General features: G+C 43.2%; 14 protein-coding genes and 8 tRNA genes. 6 read left to right on the forward strand and 16 right to left on the reverse strand.

Features of this window, described 5'->3' with window-relative positions:
- Window positions 1–85: 85 nt before the first annotated feature.
- The 8 genes from B6N13_RS21145 to B6N13_RS21180 all read right to left on the reverse strand — a co-directional run bounded on the left by B6N13_RS21145 (window position 86) and on the right by B6N13_RS21180 (window position 1178).
- Window positions 86–160, reverse strand: a tRNA-Gly gene (locus tag B6N13_RS21145).
- Window positions 161–243: 83 nt separating this feature from the next.
- A tRNA-Glu gene (locus B6N13_RS21150) sits at window positions 244–319 on the reverse strand.
- Window positions 320–379: 60 nt separating this feature from the next.
- Window positions 380–454 (reverse strand) — tRNA-Gly (locus tag B6N13_RS21155).
- Between the two features lie 83 nt (window positions 455–537).
- A tRNA-Glu gene (locus B6N13_RS21160) sits at window positions 538–613 on the reverse strand.
- Between the two features lie 60 nt (window positions 614–673).
- Window positions 674–748, reverse strand: a tRNA-Gly gene (locus B6N13_RS21165).
- Between the two features lie 83 nt (window positions 749–831).
- Window positions 832–907 (reverse strand) — tRNA-Glu (locus tag B6N13_RS21170).
- Between the two features lie 60 nt (window positions 908–967).
- Window positions 968–1042, reverse strand: a tRNA-Gly gene (locus B6N13_RS21175).
- A gap of 60 nt (window positions 1043–1102) precedes the next feature.
- Window positions 1103–1178 (reverse strand) — tRNA-Glu (locus tag B6N13_RS21180).
- Between the two features lie 131 nt (window positions 1179–1309).
- On the opposite strand from B6N13_RS21180, the gene B6N13_RS21185 reads away from it, so the two are divergent.
- The 3 genes from B6N13_RS21185 to htpX all read left to right on the forward strand — a co-directional run bounded on the left by B6N13_RS21185 (window position 1310) and on the right by htpX (window position 4282).
- On the forward strand, window positions 1310–1879 hold the full coding sequence (locus tag B6N13_RS21185) for a YajG family lipoprotein (protein ID WP_012069971.1): 570 nt from the start codon (window positions 1310–1312) through the stop codon (window positions 1877–1879).
- A gap of 240 nt (window positions 1880–2119) precedes the next feature.
- Entirely contained in the window at window positions 2120–3337 is a 1218-nt protein-coding gene (locus B6N13_RS21190; protein ID WP_083766335.1) for an aminotransferase class I/II-fold pyridoxal phosphate-dependent enzyme, read from the forward strand.
- A gap of 63 nt (window positions 3338–3400) precedes the next feature.
- Entirely contained in the window at window positions 3401–4282 is an 882-nt protein-coding gene (htpX, locus tag B6N13_RS21195) for a protease HtpX (RefSeq protein ID WP_169460520.1), read from the forward strand.
- A gap of 105 nt (window positions 4283–4387) precedes the next feature.
- Here the strand turns inward: htpX and B6N13_RS21200 are convergent, their stop codons facing one another.
- The 4 genes from B6N13_RS21200 to B6N13_RS21215 all read right to left on the reverse strand — a co-directional run bounded on the left by B6N13_RS21200 (window position 4388) and on the right by B6N13_RS21215 (window position 9639).
- A complete protein-coding gene (locus B6N13_RS21200; RefSeq protein ID WP_012069974.1) occupies window positions 4388–4618 on the reverse strand; it encodes a formate dehydrogenase subunit delta in 231 nt (76 codons plus the stop codon).
- An 82-nt stretch (window positions 4619–4700) separates the two neighbouring features.
- Complete coding sequence (gene fdhF / locus B6N13_RS21205) at window positions 4701–7571, reverse strand: formate dehydrogenase subunit alpha (RefSeq protein ID WP_169460521.1); 2871 nt, start codon at window positions 7569–7571, stop codon at window positions 4701–4703.
- 2 nt (window positions 7572–7573) lie between these two features.
- On the reverse strand, window positions 7574–9142 hold the full coding sequence (locus tag B6N13_RS21210; protein WP_169460522.1) for an NADH-quinone oxidoreductase subunit NuoF: 1569 nt from the start codon (window positions 9140–9142) through the stop codon (window positions 7574–7576).
- Window positions 9142–9639 (reverse strand): formate dehydrogenase subunit gamma, encoded by a 498-nt coding sequence (locus B6N13_RS21215; protein ID WP_012069977.1) that lies wholly within the window; start codon window positions 9637–9639, stop codon window positions 9142–9144. Before B6N13_RS21215 ends, B6N13_RS21210 begins: the two co-directional genes overlap by 1 nt.
- 531 nt (window positions 9640–10170) lie before the next feature.
- On the opposite strand from B6N13_RS21215, the gene B6N13_RS21220 reads away from it, so the two are divergent.
- Together B6N13_RS21220 and B6N13_RS21225 are read left to right on the forward strand one after the other, a co-directional pair.
- Window positions 10171–11739, forward strand: coding sequence for a Re/Si-specific NAD(P)(+) transhydrogenase subunit alpha (locus B6N13_RS21220; protein ID WP_048814002.1), 1569 nt, complete (start codon window positions 10171–10173; stop codon window positions 11737–11739).
- 10 nt (window positions 11740–11749) lie between these two features.
- A complete protein-coding gene (locus B6N13_RS21225; RefSeq protein ID WP_012069979.1) occupies window positions 11750–13150 on the forward strand; it encodes an NAD(P)(+) transhydrogenase (Re/Si-specific) subunit beta in 1401 nt (466 codons plus the stop codon).
- A gap of 69 nt (window positions 13151–13219) precedes the next feature.
- Here B6N13_RS21225 and B6N13_RS21230 read toward each other — a convergent pair whose 3' ends face one another.
- The 4 genes from B6N13_RS21230 to gcvT all read right to left on the reverse strand — a co-directional run bounded on the left by B6N13_RS21230 (window position 13220) and on the right by gcvT (window position 16872).
- Window positions 13220–13942 carry a flagellar brake protein gene (locus B6N13_RS21230; RefSeq protein WP_012069980.1) on the reverse strand — a complete coding sequence of 241 codons (723 nt, stop codon included), beginning with the start codon at window positions 13940–13942 and terminating at the stop codon, window positions 13220–13222.
- A 16-nt stretch (window positions 13943–13958) separates the two neighbouring features.
- On the reverse strand, window positions 13959–15101 hold the full coding sequence (locus tag B6N13_RS21235) for a 4-phosphoerythronate dehydrogenase (RefSeq protein ID WP_169460523.1): 1143 nt from the start codon (window positions 15099–15101) through the stop codon (window positions 13959–13961).
- Window positions 15082–15621, reverse strand: a complete 540-nt coding sequence (locus tag B6N13_RS21240; RefSeq protein WP_169460524.1) for an elongation factor P hydroxylase — start codon at window positions 15619–15621, stop codon at window positions 15082–15084. The genes B6N13_RS21235 and B6N13_RS21240 overlap by 20 nt, the downstream gene beginning before the upstream one ends.
- Window positions 15622–15771: 150 nt before the next feature.
- Window positions 15772–16872: a glycine cleavage system aminomethyltransferase GcvT gene (gcvT, locus tag B6N13_RS21245; protein WP_169460525.1), complete on the reverse strand. Its 1101-nt coding sequence runs from the start codon at window positions 16870–16872 to the stop codon at window positions 15772–15774.
- A 369-nt stretch (window positions 16873–17241) separates the two neighbouring features.
- Between gcvT and glyA the strand changes: the two genes are divergently transcribed.
- Entirely contained in the window at window positions 17242–18519 is a 1278-nt protein-coding gene (gene glyA / locus B6N13_RS21250; RefSeq protein WP_012069984.1) for a serine hydroxymethyltransferase, read from the forward strand.
- The last annotated feature ends 47 nt before the right edge of the window (window positions 18520–18566 follow it).

The following is an 18566-nucleotide window of genomic DNA, read 5'->3' on the forward strand; positions in this document are numbered from 1 at the left end:
TCCTAGGCCTCTAGACGAATGGGACACAATTTAGCTTTTATAGAGCTACAACTATTTTCTTTTCAAACTTTCTACTTAAAGAAAGTGGAGCGGGAAACGAGGCTCGAACTCGCGACCCCAACCTTGGCAAGGTTGTGCTCTACCACTGAGCTATTCCCGCATTTCTAACACCCCTACTCTTTATTCGCATAAACGAGTGGACTGTTTTATCAAACTTGCCTAATTGCAAGACTGATTTAAAAGTGGCGTCCCATAGGGGGTTCGAACCCCTGTTACCGCCGTGAAAGGGCGGTGTCCTAGGCCTCTAGACGAATGGGACACAATTTAGCTTTTATAGAGCTATAACTATCTTCTTTTCAAACTTTCTACTTAAAGAAAGTGGAGCGGGAAACGAGGCTCGAACTCGCGACCCCAACCTTGGCAAGGTTGTGCTCTACCACTGAGCTATTCCCGCACTTCTAACACCCCTACTCTTTATTCGCATAAACGAGTGGACTGTTTTATCAAACTTGCCTAATTGCAAGACTGATTTAAAAGTGGCGTCCCATAGGGGGTTCGAACCCCTGTTACCGCCGTGAAAGGGCGGTGTCCTAGGCCTCTAGACGAATGGGACACAATTTAGCTTTTATAGAGCTAYAACTATYTTCTTTTCAAACTTTCTACTTAAAGAAAGTGGAGCGGGAAACGAGGCTCGAACTCGCGACCCCAACCTTGGCAAGGTTGTGCTCTACCACTGAGCTATTCCCGCATTTCTAACACCCCTACTCTTTATTCGCATAAACGAGTGGACTGTTTTATCAAACTTGCCTAATTGCAAGACTGATTTAAAAGTGGCGTCCCATAGGGGGTTCGAACCCCTGTTACCGCCGTGAAAGGGCGGTGTCCTAGGCCTCTAGACGAATGGGACACAATTTAGCTTTTATAGAGCTATAACTATCTTCTTTTCAAACTTTCTACTTAAAGAAAGTGGAGCGGGAAACGAGGCTCGAACTCGCGACCCCAACCTTGGCAAGGTTGTGCTCTACCACTGAGCTATTCCCGCAAAAAACTTCTCAACCAGCACTAATTTTATGTAGACTATACAGCCAGCCCTGTGAAAGGATGGCGTCCCATAGGGGGTTCGAACCCCTGTTACCGCCGTGAAAGGGCGGTGTCCTAGGCCTCTAGACGAATGGGACAACGTTTTAATCTTGCTGTGTGAGCGGGTGCGTATATTACTGTTACCAATCTGAAAATCAACATTTTTTTTCATTAATTTAAGCTACTTAGAAAAAAAGTCGCTTTAGAAATCAATCTGATCGGAGCTATTATGCTAAACAAACAACTATTTCTAACCCTATCCCTTTCAACGCTTTTATTAGCAGGCTGCTCTACAACGCACTATATAAGCATCACTCCGCAAGAAAACGTTAAAACTGCAACCCTCTCTAACGAGAGAGTTATAGACGTGACCACCAGCACAAAACTGACTAATGCCGTTGGTTCAATTAAAACAGGTATTAATGAACGAGCTGACATTTTCACAACAAATGATGTAAAACAAAGTGTTAAGGACAGCGTACTAAGTGGCTTACGTAAAATGGGCTTCACTCCAGACCAAGGGCTCATGCCGGCGGCTGATCTGCAAATCGAAATCACTAAAATGAGTTACACAACTAAAGTAGAAACATTAAAGACAGTCGCCACTTTAGAATTTGAGTTAAAAGCAACACTAGCTGCCAAAGGTCAAACCTATAAAGCTAACTATGGATCTCAAAAAGTTAGAGAGTACGGCACTATGCCTTATCAACAAGCAATCCAAGATGACATGAACGCACTTGCCAGCCAAACAGTTAATCGCCTCTTGAGTGATCCAAATATTATCGCCCTACTTAAATAAAACTCACTCAAGGACGGAGTGTTATTTGAATGCAAAATAAATAAAACCAAAGGGCCAAACTGATGACGCATCAGTTTGGCCTTTTAATTACTATCAATGCCCACTACTCACTCAGCTCATCTAGAACATAAACACATCAAGACTATTTTTTTACCTATATATCAAGTACTCACCTTGAATGCGCTCAAGTAAAGAGTAAAGTTAGTATTTTCTCCGTCCAGCTGCAGTAAGGATAAAGTGGTGCAAATTCGTAAATCAAACAAACTAGCCAATATATGTTATGAAATCCGTGGTCCAGTCCTAAAAGAAGCTGTACGCATGGAAGAAGAAGGTCAACGCATACTCAAACTAAACATAGGCAACCCTGCACCGTTTGGCTTTGAAGCACCTGACGAAATATTAGTAGATGTCATTCGCAACCTGCCAACCGCTCAAGGGTACTGCGAATCCAAAGGTCTTTTTTCTGCCCGTAAGGCAGTCATGCAAAAATATCAGGCAATGGGTATTAAATCTGCCGACGTTAATCACGTATGGATGGGGAACGGCGTCAGCGAACTTATCGTCATGGCCATGCAAGGTCTATTAAACGATGGAGATGAAATTCTAATTCCAGCACCGGACTATCCTCTTTGGACTGCTGCAGCAACATTAGCCGGCGGCTACGTTAAACACTATTTGTGTGACGAGGGTTCAGGTTGGCAGCCTGATATTAACGATATTCGTTCGAAAATTTCTAACAAAACTAAAGCCATTGTCATCATTAACCCAAACAACCCAACAGGTGCGGTTTATGAAAAAGGTATTCTTGAATCCATTATTAATCTTGCAGAAGAACATAATCTGCTGATCTTTTCAGATGAAATATACGACAAAATCCTCTATGACGAAGCTCAGCACATACCTACTGCCACTTTGACAGAAGGCCGTGCTCCCTGCATTACCTTTGGCGGCCTATCTAAAGTGTATCGCACAGCAGGCTTTCGTTCCGGTTGGATGGTGATTACAGGTGACAGAAGCGGAATCAGTGATTATATAGAAGGCTTAGACATACTTAGCTCTATGCGCTTGTGTGCCAACGTACCAGCTCAGCATGCCGTTCAGACAGCATTAGGGGGTTACCAAAGCATTAATGAGTTAATAGTCCCTGGAGGTCGCTTCTATGAGCAACGCAAGGTTGCATGGGAAGCACTGGACTCGATCCCGGGCGTTCACTGCCATAAGCCTGAGGGCGCCCTGTACTTATTCCCTAAACTCGATCCGAAAATGTATAAAATTAAAAATGACATGGATCTTGTTCTGCAATTTTTGCGAGAAGAGAAAGTACTTATAGTTCAAGGCACAGGGTTCAACTGGCCAACACCAGACCATGTCCGCTTTGTCTTTCTTCCTCATATTGAGGAGCTAACACCCGCCATGGATAGGTTTGCTGCATTTCTTAGTCGATTAAGAAAGCGTTAATCCTCTCTTGAAATAATCCAATAAAGCCCTACTATGCTCCTTAACAGTCTTTTAAGGAGCATAGTGATGCGTATTATTCTGTTTTTACTGACAAACTTAGCTGTCATGGTGGTAGCAGGTATTGTCTTAAGCCTTTTAGGCGTTAATGGTTACATGACCAGCAATGGCCTAGACTTCACGTCACTGCTTATTTTCTGTGGTGTATTCGGTTTTACGGGCAGTTTGATCTCACTTCTTCTTTCAAAATGGATGGCAAAACGTGGATCAGGCGCAGTTGTTATTGAACAACCACGCAATCATAAAGAAGTATGGCTACTTGATACAGTGAAAGAACTTTCGCAAAAAGCTGGCATTAAAATGCCAGAAGTAGCGATTTTTCCTGCACACGAAGCCAATGCATTCGCGACAGGCTGGAACAAAAATGATGCTCTAGTTGCTGTATCTAGCGGCATGCTAGATCGTTTCTCACCAGATGAAATTAAAGCTGTGCTGGGTCATGAGATTGGCCATGTTGCAAACGGTGACATGATTACGCTTTCTTTGATTCAAGGCGTCGTAAATACCTTCGTTATGTTTTTTGCTCGTATCGCCGCTTATGCTGTCGACCAGTTCCTGCGAAAAGATGATAATGAAGGCTCAGTCGGCTGGGGATACTACATAGCAACATTCGTATTTGAGATTGTATTTGGTATTTTGGCATCTATGATCGTTATGTGGTTCTCGCGCTTTCGCGAATTCAGAGCGGACGAAGCCGGTGCTAGATTGGCAGGCAAAGGCGCTATGATTGCAGCTCTTGCTCGACTACAGCAAGAGCATGAAGAAAGCCGTATGCCAGACTCTATGCTTGCATTTGGCATTCGTCGTGGAAAAACACCAACAATGGGCGAGCTTTTTTCAAGCCACCCACCGATTGAAGACCGTATAAAAGCCCTTCAAGCACTTTAATTTAATATCGCCACATCTATCACAAAAAACGCCAGCATAAGCTGGCGTTTTTTGTGATAGCAAATATAAACCCTTAACTTTCTAAGATTTATTTACTTCCCATTATCAACCTTCTTCGGCCAACTTTTTACCTGCCAACAACGCAGCAGGATGAAGACGCTCTCCTCCATCATTGACTATATAATCATTTAAAATGACTTTCATACGACGCGGCCAAAATTTCTTAACATGCCCTGCAATCATATCGGCAATAACTGAATCATCACCGAGACTGATATTATTAACAGCAATCTGATTAATCATATCAATTAAATGCTCTTGTTCTGTCTGATGCATATACAACTCTCACTACAGCTGTCTAATTATAATGACCAATAGTGGCTGACCTAATATAAGGCCAACCCTATCAGTTTATTTATTACTCATCACTGCTAGCAGCTACCGAGGCTTCTGCTAAAAACTTGTGTTGACGATGATGATTCGCCACAAAATCTTTTTGCCATTCTGAGGGTTGAGAGACCTTCTCAACTTGTACTGCCGTAACTTTATACTCTGGACAGTTTGTCGCCCAGTCAGAGTTGTTGGTGGTAATTACGTTGGCACCACTTCCAGGGTGATGGAACGTGGTATATACCACCCCTGGTTGCATGCGCACACTAACCCGCGCTCGTAATACTGTATGCCCAGCTCGACTACTAATTCCCAACCAATCACCACTACTGATACCACGCTCTTCCGCATCATGAGGATGAAGTTCCAAAATATCTTCATCGTGCCATGTCTGGTTGTCCGTACGACGCGTTTGTGCTCCAACGTTGTACTGACTCAAAATGCGCCCAGTAGTTAACAGTAAAGGATATTTTCGATTTGCTCGTTCTGTGGTTGGCACAAACTCAGTAATCGCAAAATGCCCCTTACCTTCAGGCATTGGAAAGCTTTCCATATGCATAATTGGAGATCCAATAGGAAACTCATCATTGCATGGCCATTGCAAACTGCCATGTTTATCGAGCTTTTCATAGCTTACGCCTGCAAAACTTGGTGTTAACAAGGCAATTTCATCCATAATTTCAGATGGGTGGTTATAGCTCATTGAATAACCTAAAGCATTTGCAAGATCTACGGTTACTTCCCAGTCTTCTTTTCCTGCAACAGCTGGCATTACTTTACGTACACGGTTAATACGACGCTCTGCGTTCGTAAAGGTACCGTTTTTTTCAAGGAAAGAAGAGCCAGGCAATAACACATGAGCAAACTTCGCCGTTTCATTCAAAAAGATATCCTGAACAATCAGGCAATCCAATGCTTTTAAAGCTGCTTCAACGTGCTGGGTATTAGGATCAGATTGTGCAATATCCTCACCCTGAACGTATAAAGCTCGGAACTGGCCGGCAATAGCAGCATCAAACATGTTTGGAATGCGCAAGCCTGGCTCATCGTCTAATTTCACGCCCCATACCGCTTCAAAGCGACCACGAGCGATTGGATCAGACACATGCTGATAACCAGGTAACTCATGCGGGAACGAGCCCATATCACAAGAACCTTGTACGTTATTTTGACCGCGTAATGGGTTAACACCAACACCTTCACGACCAATGTTACCTGTTGCTAATGCAAGGTTAGCAATCCCCATTACCATGGTAGACCCTTGGCTATGCTCTGTAACACCTAAACCGTAGTAAATGGCAGAATTAGGCGCTTTAGCGAATTTACGAGCAGCTTCACGTACAGCAGCAGCTGACACGCCTGTAATTTCTTCCACCGCCTCTGGCGAATTACGAGATTCAGAAATAAAAGCACGCCATTTCGCATAAGCATCGGTTTCACAGCGTTTCGCAATAAAATCGGCGTCTTCTAAACCTTCAGTGATAACAACATGAGACAACGCATTAACCATAGCGACGTTAGAGCCTGGGCGTAATGGTAGATGCAATGAATCTCCAAGATGTGGCGTTTTCAATAAATCAATTTCACGTGGATCTGCAACAATCAAACTTGCACCTTCACGTAAACGACGACGCATCATGGAGCCAAACACAGGGTGGGCATCAGTTGGGTTTGCACCTATAACTAACACACAATCAGACTTCATAATTGAATCAAATGTCTGTGTTCCGGCGGATTCACCTAAGGTTTGTTTTAACCCATAACCTGTTGGGCTATGACAAACACGGGCACATGTATCCGTGTTGTTATTACCGAATGCCGCACGAATTAGTTTTTGTACAAGGTAAGTTTCTTCATTGGTACAACGTGAAGATGTGATACCACCAATACTTTCACGACCATGTTCAGCTTGAATGTCTTTCAAACGTCGAGCGGCAAAACTAATTGCTTCCTCCCAGCCAACTTCTTTCCAAGGTTGGTCGATAGAATCACGAATCATTGGTGCTTTAATACGGTCTTTATGTGTCGCATAGCCAAAAGCAAAACGTCCTTTCACACAAGAGTGACCATGGTTTGCATCACCACCTTTATCAGGCACCATGCGTACAAGTTGATCACCTTTCATTTCGGCTCGGAATGAACAACCAACACCACAATACGCACAAGTAGTCACAACACTATGTTCTGGCTGTCCCAATTCAATAATCGAATTCTCAGACAATGTTGCCGTTGGGCAAGCCTGCACACAGGCACCACAAGACACACATTCAGAATCAAGGAAAGATTCATTTTGCCCAGCAGAAACTTTTGAGTCAAAACCACGACCATCAATCGTCAAGGCGAAGGTGCCTTGAACTTCTTCGCAAGCGCGTACGCAGCGTGAACAGACAATACATTTGCTGGCATCAAAGGTGAAATATGGGTTTGACGTATCTTTCGGTGCGTCTAGGTGGTTCTCCCCATCAAAGCCGTAGCGAACTTCTCTTAGGCCGACAGCACCTGCCATATCTTGCAATTCGCAGTCGCCATTCGCAGGGCATGTCAAGCAATCAAGAGGGTGATCAGAAATATACAGTTCCATGATATTACGGCGAAGCTTGGCTAACTTTTCGTTTTGGGTCCAAACCTTCATGCCTTGTTCAGCCGGCGTAGTACATGACGCAGGCGTACCACGACGCCCTTCTATTTGCACTGCGCAAAGTCGACATGAACCATAAGCTTCTAAATTATCGGTCGCACACAATTTAGGAATATTAATATCCACTAAAGCCGCTGCGCGCATCACCGACGTCCCTTCAGGAACACAGGTTTCAACACCATCAATTTCTAACGTTACCAGCTTCTCACTTAGTGAGGCGGGCGTCCCGTAATCTTTATTTGGATCAAAATATTGCAACATGACTAGACCTCCTCCGTATTCGTGGCTGAAACCGTGCTCTTCATAAAGTCATCTCTAAAATGTTTCATGGCACTTTGCACTGGGAACGGTGTCATGCCGCCCATCGCACATAAAGAACCGTCTACCATGGTTTCACATAGATCCTCTAGTAGCTCAATATTACTATTCACGTTTACACCAGCACGAATGCGATCAATAACTTCAACGCCGCGAGTAGAACCTATACGGCAAGGTGTACATTTACCGCAAGACTCCGCCACACAAAATTCCATTGAAAATCGTGCCTGTTCACTCATATCAACAGTGTCGTCAAACATCACTACACCACCATGACCTAGTACAGCTCCTTCTTTAGCGAACTCTTCATAATCAAGTTGAGTATCCCATTGGGACTCAGGAAGATAAGCCCCTAAAGGCCCCCCAACCTGAACAGCGCGTAGCGGTCGTCCATTGCGAGTGCCGCCACCAAAATCAAACATTAGCTCACTGAGCTTTGGTCCGAATGCTAATTCAACCAACCCACCTCGCTTCACATTACCTGCCAACTGAAAAGGCAAGGTGCCACGAGAGCGCCCCATACCGCAATCTGCATATGCCTTGGCTCCTTGATCTAATATGAAAGGAACAGCAGCAAGAGATAATACGTTATTGACGACAGTTGGTTGACCAAACAAGCCAACAATCGCTGGCAGTGGTGGTTTAGCACGTACCAATCCGCGCTTACCCTCAAGACTTTCAAGCAATGAGGTTTCCTCACCACAAATGTAAGCCCCAGCACCAAGACGAACTTCTAAATCGAAATGCTTGCCACTACCCTGAATATCGCGACCAAGCAAGTTATTCCCATAAGCCAACCCAATAGCTTGATTGAGTGTTTTATAAGCTAACGGGTATTCAGAACGTAAGTAAATATAGCCCTGAGTTGCCCCAACGGCTAAGCCAGCAATAATCATCCCTTCAATCAACATAAAGGGATCGCATTCCATGACCAAACGGTCTGCAAACGTGCCTGAATCACCTTCATCAGCATTACAAACAATGTACTTTTGTTCTGATGGCGCATTTAACACTGTCTGCCACTTAATACCCGTTGGAAATGCGGCACCACCTCGACCACGCAAACCGGACTCTTTAACCTGATCGACCAATGCTTGCGAGTCCATAGTTAGGGCTTTTTTAAGACCGTTAAAGCCATTAAGCTTTTGATAGTCACTCAAAGACAAAGGATCTATTTCGCCGATTCGTGCGAATGTCAGGCGCTGCTGATGCTTGAGGTAAGCAATATCATCAACCAACCCCAGTGCTAAAGGATGCTCGACGTCTCCTTGCCAAAATTTAGCAGCAAACAGCGACTCTAAATCAGCTTCTTTCACCGGACCAAAACCAAAACGACCTTGCGCGGTATCCACCTCAATTAAAGGCTCTAGCCAATATAATGCACGTGTTCCGTTACGCTTTATATCCAACTCAATGTTTTGATCATTTGCCATGATATCTATTAGTTTAGCAATCCGATCTGCCCCTAATGCCTTTGCGGTCGTATCAGAAGGTATATATATACGCTGAACCATTATTGAACCTCCAAACGTTCGGTTTTAAGGCTTTCTATCAATTCATCAAAACGTTGAGTATCTACTTCTGCATAAATTTCATCACCCACGCGCACTGAAGGACCACAACTACAATTCCCCAAGCAATAAACAGGCTCCAAGGTAATATTATTATCAGCTGTAGTCTGATGGTACTGGACATCCAAAATGCTTTTTGCATAAGCCTCTAAATGACGAGCTCCTACTGCTTGACAAGCTTCAGCACGACAAACCTCAACCACATGACGCCCAGGTTGTTTGGTACGAAAATGATGGTAAAAGCTGATGACACCATGAACTTCTGCACGACTTAACTTTAAGGCGCCAGCAATTAACGCTACTGCGTCTTCTGGAATGTATGAAAAGCGATCTTGAATAGCATGCAAAAGCGGCAATAAAGCCCCCGGTTTTGCCTTAAACTCTTCAATGATAGCCTGACCGATGGAAGGTTCCCAAGTCACGAATCTCGGTGTAGTCATTATTATAATTCCTCCTACCACCGCCTTATTGATAGAAAAACTCAAATTCAGGCGGGAGTGTTACTTTATTGTAGTACTTATTAATATAAAACGTACGTTAGCATTTAAATCTAAAAATCATACGTCATAATTTTTAGACAATACTATCGGTTTCTTATCATCATGAAATGTCGAGATCCAGACACGTCATACTAGGACATTTACAGTGTTTAATGCCGCAGGATCGCACATCCACCTTCATCCAACTTATCTTATTACGACATTTTATAATGCTAGATACCCTACTTACTCTATAAGTAAGCCAAGCCAAGTTGAAATGGATTGTAACCCCAAATTATAAATACCGCTAAGTCAATAAAACGTCGTTATAACAACAGCTGTTGACGCTGTTATGCAATATCACAGCATGCAGCTGGTTTTTAATTACCTTCGTTTCTATAGCAGCACCTTAAGCAGAAACCAATAGGCAGTATCCTCCAATTATAACTGGCGGACACACAGGCATACTCAAACAACAATAACGGCATGAATATGAAAATTGGAATCCCAAAAGAGATAGAAGAAGGCGAACTAAGAGTCGCCATGACCCCCTCTATTGCCTCCAAAGTGAAGCAATTAGGGTTTGATATTATAATGGAGAGCGGTGCCGGTGTTGCTGCATCTTATTCAGACGACACATACAAAGAAGTGGGTGTCGAAATAACGCAAGATACCAAGAAACTTTGGCATGACGTTGATATCTTAATAAAAGTACGTCCTCCTGTTGAACACCCAGAACTTGGCTTTTATGGCGTTGAGCTATTAGGGAAAAATCAAACTCTAATTAGTCTTATACACCCAGCACAAAATGCCAGCAAACTTCAGCAACTGTCCGAGCGCGGCACCAATGTGGTGGCACTGGATGCTGTACCACGCATTTCACGAGCACAAAAAATGGACGTCCTTAGTTCGATGGCAAACATTGCCGGATATCGGGCTGTAGTGGAAGCGGCCCAGCACTTTGGTCGTTTTTTCACTGGTCAAATTACCGCTGCAGGAAAAGTCCCCCCAGCCAAAGTTCTTGTTATTGGCGCAGGGGTAGCTGGTTTAGCGGCGATCGGCGCAGCCAAAAGCATGGGTGCCATTGTTCGCGCATTCGACACTCGACCTGAGGTAAAAGAACAGGTTGAAAGTATGAATGCCGAATTTCTATTATTAGATTTTAAAGACGAAGATGGTAGCGGTGAAGGTGGTTACGCGAAAACCATGAGCGCCGAATTTATTGCTGCCGAAATGGCGCTATTTGCTGAACAAGCAAAAGACGTCGACATAATCATTACTACTGCATTAATTCCAGGTAGAACAGCGCCAGAACTTATTACAGAAGACATGGTTCGCTCAATGAAACCAGGTAGCGTCATCGTTGACCTTGCTGCTGAGACTGGTGGTAACTGTCGCTTAACACAGGCCAATAAAGTTATTGACGTACACGGCGTGTCTATCATCGGCTACACCAACCTACCTAGCCGAATGGCCGCTCAATCCAGCCAATTGTTTGCGACAAACATCTACCACCTTCTTACCGAGTTATGTCCAAATAAAGATGGTCAAATAGAATTAAACATGGAAGACGAAGTGATTCGTGGAGCAACTGTGGTTAAAGATGGCAGCATTACCTGGCCACCACCAGCACCACGACTTTCCGCCGCACCAAAGGCAGATGTAAGTGAACAATTAAAACCCGAAAAAAGTGAAGTGAAGCCGAAAGATAAAAAACCGAGTGCTTTTGGTTTTCTTGTTCCGGTGCTTATAACTGGCGCATTGTTGCTTGGCTTGGGCTCTATAGCACCAGCGGAATTCATGGCTCACATGACGGTTTTTGTATTGTCATGCTTTGTTGGTTACATGGTGGTTTGGGGCGTAAGTCATTCTCTTCATACACCTCTTATGAGCGTAACTAACGCGATTAGTAGCATTATTGTAATTGGCGCTATTACACAAGTATCAAGTGACAGTCCAATCGTATCTATACTAGCAGCGATGGCAATTTTTATTACCAGTATCAATATTGTGGGCGGCTTTGCTGTAACACATCGCATGCTGAAAATGTTCCGCAAATAGGAGATAAATAATGAACTTCGGAATAATGACAGCTTCATATATAGGAGCAAGCGCGTTGTTTATCATGGCCTTAGCCGGACTAAGTCACCAAGAAAGCGCAAGACGCGGTAATATTTATGGCATGCTGGGTATGGCACTCGCGGTCGTTATCACTATTGCAGGCGCAGTAACAGATAATTATCAATTACTGCTACTTGGCATTGTACCTGGCAGTATTATTGGTTGGTTACTTGCAAAACGTGTTGAAATGACACAAATGCCAGAGCTGGTAGCAATTCTTCATAGTCTAGTTGGTTTAGCTGCAGTGTTTGTTGGCTTCGCGAATGCAATAGGTCATGAGCAATATGAGTCTTTGATAGCTCAACGGATACACGATGTTGAGACTGCGATAGGTATTTTCATCGGGGCAGTAACTTTTACCGGATCATTAGTTGCTTATCTAAAACTGAGCGGCAAGGTATCTGGCAAGCCACTTAGACTACCTGCTCGCCATTTAATCAATTTACTTATCTTTATTGCTGTAGTGTATTTGATTGTTCTATTTGCTCAAGTAGGTGCGGCTGAGGGCATTAACTATCTCGCTATTATCACTCTATTAGCCTTTATTTTTGGCGCTCATTTAGTGATCGCTATTGGTGGTGCTGATATGCCCGTCGTGGTTTCTATGCTAAACAGCTATTCCGGTTGGGCTGCCGCGGCAATGGGTTTTATGTTAGGCAACGATCTACTAATAGTTATTGGGGCCTTGGTCGGTAGTAGTGGCGCGATTCTAAGCTACATCATGTGCCGCGCCATGAACCGTAAATTCCTTAATGTCATTCTCGGTGGTATTGGCGGCAGTAAAGCGGCAAAAGGAAACTCCAAGGTAAGTACTGAGGTACAGGGAACCATTATCGAAATTCAAGCCGAAGAAGCAGCACAAGCATTAGCTGATGCCAAAGAAGTAATGATTTTACCTGGCTATGGTATGGCCGTCGCTCAAGCTCAACACACTGTGTATGAAATTACCAAAAAACTTCGTGACAAGGGCGTAAATGTACGCTTTGGTATTCACCCTGTAGCAGGACGCATGCCTGGACATATGAACGTTCTACTAGCAGAAGCCAATGTTCCCTACGATATTGTGTATGAAATGGACGAGATCAATGATGACTTTAAAAACATTGATGTTTCTATCGTTATTGGGGCTAATGACATAGTAAACCCTGCTGCAAATGAAGAACCAGACAGCCCTATTGCTGGCATGCCAGTACTGGAGCCTTGGCACGGAAAACAAACTATAGTGCTTAAACGAGGCATGAGCCGAGGTTATGCTGGTGTTGAGAACCCGCTATTTTTTAAAGAAAATACTCGCATGCTATTTGGCGATGCAAAAGAAAGCGTAGAAGCTTTACTCAAGCATCTGTCGTAACATCAAGCCTAATGCTATAAACAAACGCCAGCATTCGCTGGCGTTTTTTTATTACTAAATACTTCAATTTTATTTTGCTTTATTAAACTGCGTTTCCAGTATGAAAGCCATCAAGGGTATTCCTACCTCTTTCACTACATCAATAAAACGAACCCCATAAACATAGAAGTATTCAACACCCATACGATTTAGAAAATCGTTATCCACCAAACTTGCCTGCACTTGTTCAAGCATCTGTATTTCTTGCGACCTAATCTCACAATCCAATTTTAGAATATGACTGTAAGGCCCAATTTTAACATTACAAGCCAATCTCATGGTTTGGTTAACCGAGCCAAAGTCCTCTTTAGATATCAACTTTGCCCCACCAAGACTTAAATCTATAATAATAGCCGAAGAAGATTCACTAATTGACGTTGGCAAAGTATTTGGCTCTATATTAGATATCAGACGAGCCTCAACACGAGCAGCCTGCCTGACTTCAGACGTTTCTACATAACTCGGATAAGCAATATGAAGATGAGCGGCGGGCTCCATATAACTTTTGGCAATCTTGCTTGAAAATGCACAAACATGGGTACTCAACATCAAGCGAACATTTACCACCTGACTATCCCTAACTAGTATGTTTTTTCCATTTAATTTTGGGCAAGACACAATTAATGAGCTTTTTAAGATGTTACCAAGGACCTTCACCATGTAACGCCCCGGGGGAGAGATAAACTCAATTTGCACATTCGTCCCTATTGGTACATCAAGATCTCCTAGATCGACCTGCATTACTCCAGCCATGCAACTACCTTAGTCATCATTTATTGTCTACTGAAAAACCAGCGGCACTCATAAGATTGCTCGCATCGCTACTGCTTACACCAATAATACAAGTATTAAACTCGTCTCTTTCGACGTAATGCTTACGCAGCCAATCAAAAACGTTTTTTTCTTTATTTTCTCTATATTTAAAACGCAACCTAATATCATCTCTGGACACATCATAGATTGCATGCATACTTCGAGCCAGCATTTCTTCTTGTGGCTCCTCTGCGCTAACATTAACAAAGGAAAGCCATCCAGCACTAATAGCGTCATACTTACTAATCACATTAGCATCCAGTGCTAAATATTGACACAAAGCCTGATACACCATCCATGTACCTTTTTCACGACCTTGCTTGCTATAACCAGCAATATGAGGAGTGGCAATATCAACAATAGCAATCAATTCCTGGTTGATAGCAGGCTCGCCATCCCAAACATCAAGCACTAAGTGAAGATTACCATTTAACTGTTTATGTCGATCAAGCAAAGCACTTTCATCAATAACCCCACCACGTCCAGCAGAAATGATAGTGACGCCAGCAGACAGCTTAGCCAGCTCTTTTCTTCCAATCATTCCCTTAGTTGGGTAAGAGCCGGTATGCGTTAAAGGTGCATGCAAGGAAATAACATCACAAGACAGGATCTCATCCAAGGAAACAAAATTGGCCGATCCGCCTTCTTTTTCCCTAATAGGATCATATACATGAACCTGACACCCCATATTGGCAAAACGGGTATAAACAGTTTTACCAACATTGCCATAACCAATAACGCCAATTTTTTTACTCAGCCAATTAATTTTCTTTGTCAAATAAAGGTGACTCAAGGCACTAAAAACATAATCAGCGACAGCTTCTGCATTACACCCCGGCGCACTGCTAAATCCGATATTAGCTTTACTCAAATAATCTAGATCAATATGATCTACACCTATCGTGGCACTGCCAACAAAACGAACCGAACTACCTTCAAGCAATTCTTTAGTAACTTTTGTTACCGAGCGAACCAAAAGTACATCCGCTTCTCTTACTTGTTCATGAGTTAAAGTCCGACCATTTACCAACTCAACATCACCTAAATGCGAAAACAAGACTTTCGCGTTTGGCATATTCTCATCTGCAATAATTTTCATACTGTCGCTTTAAAAACTCATTAAATATTTGATCAGGAAGGCGCTGCGCCAATAAATACTTAGAAAATATTTCTGCTCTTTCAGGCAGACCAGAAACGATATACTCACCTACCTGAGACATTACCGAATGCTCAAAATGTTGTACGTCGTAATCCGGCATCGATAGGTTGTCCACACTGACGCGGAAGGGTAATCCCGCAGCCCAATGCAAAATACACTCAACCGCTTGTGGTTTAACTTCAACTTTTTCAAACTCTTTTTGCGTCTGTAAGTTGCGCGAATCAGACTCATACCAATAGCCATAATCTTCCTGCAATCGCCTTTCCTGCCCAGCGATACACCAATGACTTACTTCGTGCAGCGCGCTTGAAGGATAATCAAAACGAAAATATATCGCAGCCGAACCATTTGGCCCAGCGGGCAAATAGAGAGGCTCATCTGCACCACCAATAAGATGGGTATTAAAACTTGAAAGGAAACAGGCGCTGAAGGCTTCCACAAGCTGCTTTGCACTTGCCAACCGTAGACTCCAAAAGTAAAGAATTATCACATAAGAAATAAAAATGCGCCACGCAAAGAATCAAACTTCACGTAACGCATTTTATTCAAAGTTATATTGGGCTTATTGTTGATCCAAACGTAAACCTAAAGCTCAACACAACCAAATTAATTATCCACGATAATAGCGAGAAGGTACAAAAGGCATTGCTGCTTGTTTCAATGGAATACTTTTTCCTCTCACATTAGCGAACAACGGTTCGCCAGAATCTAAGGCTTGAGTCGATATATAAGCCATTACGATAGGTTGAGCAAGACTTGGCGAGAATCCACCGCTGGTTACCACACCTTTTACCTCTCCAGAAGCATCAACTATTTCTACACCTTCACGAACAGGTGCACGTCCATCAACCAAGAAACCAGCACGCTTTCTTACTGGCTTATTCGTAAATTGCGGCAATATGACATCGGCACCAGGGAAACCACCAGCACGATCCCCTTCTAAACGACGTACTTTTTGTATCGCCCAATTAAGAGATGCTTCAATTGGTGTTGTTGTTGTATCAATATCATGACCATATAAACACAAGCCAGCTTCAAGTCGTAAAGAGTCTCGAGCACCAAGACCGATCCACTCAACTTCATCAAACGCCAACAAAGCATTCGCAAAGGCTTCAGCATGATCATTTGGTACAGAAACTTCATAACCATCTTCACCAGTATAACCAGAACAGCTTACCCACAATTCAACACCCAGCCATTCAAACTTTAGACTTTGCATAAATTTCATAGTAGAAGCATCCGGCACCATGCGAGCAAACACTGCACGAGCCTTTGGCCCTTGAATCGCAAGCAAAGCTCGATCATCAATGACATCAACATCACAATCTACTAAAGTCGCTTTTAAATAAGCAAAATCTTGTTCTTTGCAGCCAGCATTTACCACCATGAAGACTTCTTCACCCCAATTAGCAAGCATCAAATCATCGGTAATACCGCCATTTTCGGTAGTGAACATACCGTAGCGCTGCATACCTTCCGCTAACCCAAGTACATCGACAGGTAAAATAGCCTCAAGCTTAGCCTTTAGATTTTCGCCTCGCAGTATTACCTGCCCCATGTGTGACACATCAAATAAACCCACGTTCTCACGAGTCCACAAATGTTCTTTCATCACACCTAACGGATATTGAACCGGCATCTCATAGCCAGCAAATTCAACCATTCTAGCGCCAGAGGCGATATGTAGATCACATAAAGCAGTACGTTTCATAACGAAAACCTTAATTAAAATAGTGTTAGTGTCTGTTTCCAATTGGAAACAGAGTATCTAAAAGCAACTTGTTTTGACAAGCACTAAGCAACATTTATTCGGTAATCTCCAGAATCGAAACCAGTAAATATCAACAAAAAACTAAATGATCGGTCAACTCTAATAACGAGCAAACTTTAAAATTGACTCTCTTTTGCTGTTTCCAATTGGAAACTTTTTGATTATGATAAGCAAAATTGACGTAAACCGAACAATGACTGACGCTCCTAGAAAGATGATCTTTTTTCATCATCTTAGACTGCCTTAGTGTTATTATACGCAAGACTCATTGTCTTTTGGCATACATGTTTATTTAAGAGGAATTTCACCATGGCAAACACCGAAGCCTTTTTCAGCCAAACTCTCGCTGAACGAGATCCAGAACTTTTTGCAACAATCACCGAAGAGCAAGAGCGTCAAGAAACTGGCATTGAATTGATCGCTTCTGAAAACATCACTTCAAAAGCTGTTTTAGAAGCTCAAGGTTCTGTGCTAACTAACAAATACGCCGAAGGCTACCCGCATCGTCGTTACTACGGTGGCTGTGAAGCAGTTGACGTAACTGAACAACTTGCCATTGATCGTGCCAAAAAACTTTTCAACTGTGAGTTTGTAAACGTTCAGCCTCATTCTGGCGCTCAAGCTAACGGTGCAGTTATGCTAGCACTACTTCAACCTGGCGACACTATTATGGGCATGTCATTGTCTTCTGGTGGTCACTTAACTCACGGTGCTGCACCAGCACAATCTGGTAAGTGGTTTAACGCTGTACAATATGAAGTAAGCCCAGAAACACTATTGATCGATTACGACGCTATTGAAGCGCAAGCACTAGAATGCAAGCCAAAAATGATTATTGCAGGTGGCTCTGCCATTCCTCGTCAAATCGACTTCAAACGCTTTCGTGAAATCGCAGATAAAGTAGGTGCTTATCTATTCGTTGACATGGCCCACATTGCAGGTCTTGTTGCGACTGGAGTTCATCCATCTCCACTACCTCATGCTCACGTTGTTACAACAACAACACACAAAACTCTTCGTGGCCCGCGTGGCGGCATGATTTTGTCCAATGATCTTGATCTAGGCAAGAAAATCAACTCTGCCGTTTTCCCAGGCTACCAAGGCGGCCCTCTAATGCACGTTATTGCTGGTAAAGCTGTTGCATTCGGTGAAGCCTTGAAACCTGAGTTTACTGACTACATTAAGCAAGTAGTAGCTAACGCTAAAGCACTTGCTGAAGTAATGGTAGAACGTGGCTGCGACATTGTAACTGGTGGCACAGATACACACTTAATGCTAGTTGACCTTCGTCCTAAAGGACTAAAAGGTAACGCCGCAGATGCTGCTCTGGAACGTGCTGGCATTACCTGTAACAAAAATGGCATTCCATTTGATACAGAGAAACCAATGGTAACTTCAGGCATCCGTCTAGGAACACCAGCGGCAACATCACGTGGATTTGGAATTGAAGAATTCCAAAAAGTGGGTCATCTTATCAGTGACGTACTTGACGGTTTAGTTGAAATGCCAGAAGGCAATCCAGAAGTAGAAGCTCGTGTACTTGCAGAAGTAAGAGAGCTTTGTAAACGCTTCCCACTTTACCGCTAAAATCACATACCCAAGAACCAATGTTCTTGGGTATTTTTTTAAAGAGG

Source organism: Marinomonas sp. UCMA 3892 (assembly GCF_012726345.1).
Lineage (GTDB): Bacteria > Pseudomonadota > Gammaproteobacteria > Pseudomonadales > Marinomonadaceae > Marinomonas.

Coding starts and splice junctions, on each gene's coding strand:
- B6N13_RS21185 (WP_012069971.1), top strand. CDS start 1,310: ATGCTAAACAAACAACTATTTCTAACCCTATCCCTTTCAACGCTTTTA.
- B6N13_RS21200 (WP_012069974.1), bottom strand. CDS start 4,618: ATGCATCAGACAGAACAAGAGCATTTAATTGATATGATTAATCAGATT.
- fdhF (WP_169460521.1), bottom strand. CDS start 7,571: ATGTTGCAATATTTTGATCCAAATAAAGATTACGGGACGCCCGCCTCA.
- B6N13_RS21210 (WP_169460522.1), bottom strand. CDS start 9,142: ATGGTTCAGCGTATATATATACCTTCTGATACGACCGCAAAGGCATTA.
- B6N13_RS21215 (WP_012069977.1), bottom strand. CDS start 9,639: ATGACTACACCGAGATTCGTGACTTGGGAACCTTCCATCGGTCAGGCT.
- B6N13_RS21220 (WP_048814002.1), top strand. CDS start 10,171: ATGAAAATTGGAATCCCAAAAGAGATAGAAGAAGGCGAACTAAGAGTC.
- B6N13_RS21225 (WP_012069979.1), top strand. CDS start 11,750: ATGAACTTCGGAATAATGACAGCTTCATATATAGGAGCAAGCGCGTTG.
- B6N13_RS21230 (WP_012069980.1), bottom strand. CDS start 13,942: ATGGCTGGAGTAATGCAGGTCGATCTAGGAGATCTTGATGTACCAATA.
- B6N13_RS21235 (WP_169460523.1), bottom strand. CDS start 15,101: ATGAAAATTATTGCAGATGAGAATATGCCAAACGCGAAAGTCTTGTTT.
- gcvT (WP_169460525.1), bottom strand. CDS start 16,872: ATGAAACGTACTGCTTTATGTGATCTACATATCGCCTCTGGCGCTAGA.
- glyA (WP_012069984.1), top strand. CDS start 17,242: ATGGCAAACACCGAAGCCTTTTTCAGCCAAACTCTCGCTGAACGAGAT.